The following is a 233-nucleotide window of genomic DNA, read 5'->3' as shown; positions in this document are numbered from 1 at the left end:
AAAGCCGGTAAAGCGGCAACAGATGCAGCAGATGCATTAGCGAAAGCAGGCGAAGCTAAAGATGCAGCGAAAGCGGCAGACGATAAAGCTGTAGCGGCAGATGCTAAAGCAGTAGCGGCAGATACCAAAGCGGGTGAAGCTAAGACAGCGGCAGCTGCGGCAGATACCAAAGCTGATGGTGCGGTAGCGAAAGCTGAAGCGGCAGATGCTAAAGCGGTAGCAGCTGATACTAA

1 protein-coding gene is annotated in these 233 nt (G+C 53.2%); it reads left to right on the top strand.

Translation table 11 applies throughout. The features are described from left to right. On the top strand, positions 1 to 233 hold a 233-nt coding region (locus ACTHSQ_RS11490; protein ID WP_440372109.1), incomplete at both ends, for a hypothetical protein.

Source organism: Neisseria sp. P0009.S008 (genome assembly GCF_051958615.1).
Classification (GTDB): domain Bacteria; phylum Pseudomonadota; class Gammaproteobacteria; order Burkholderiales; family Neisseriaceae; genus Neisseria; species Neisseria subflava.
This window is presented reverse-complemented; position numbering and strand designations above follow the sequence as displayed.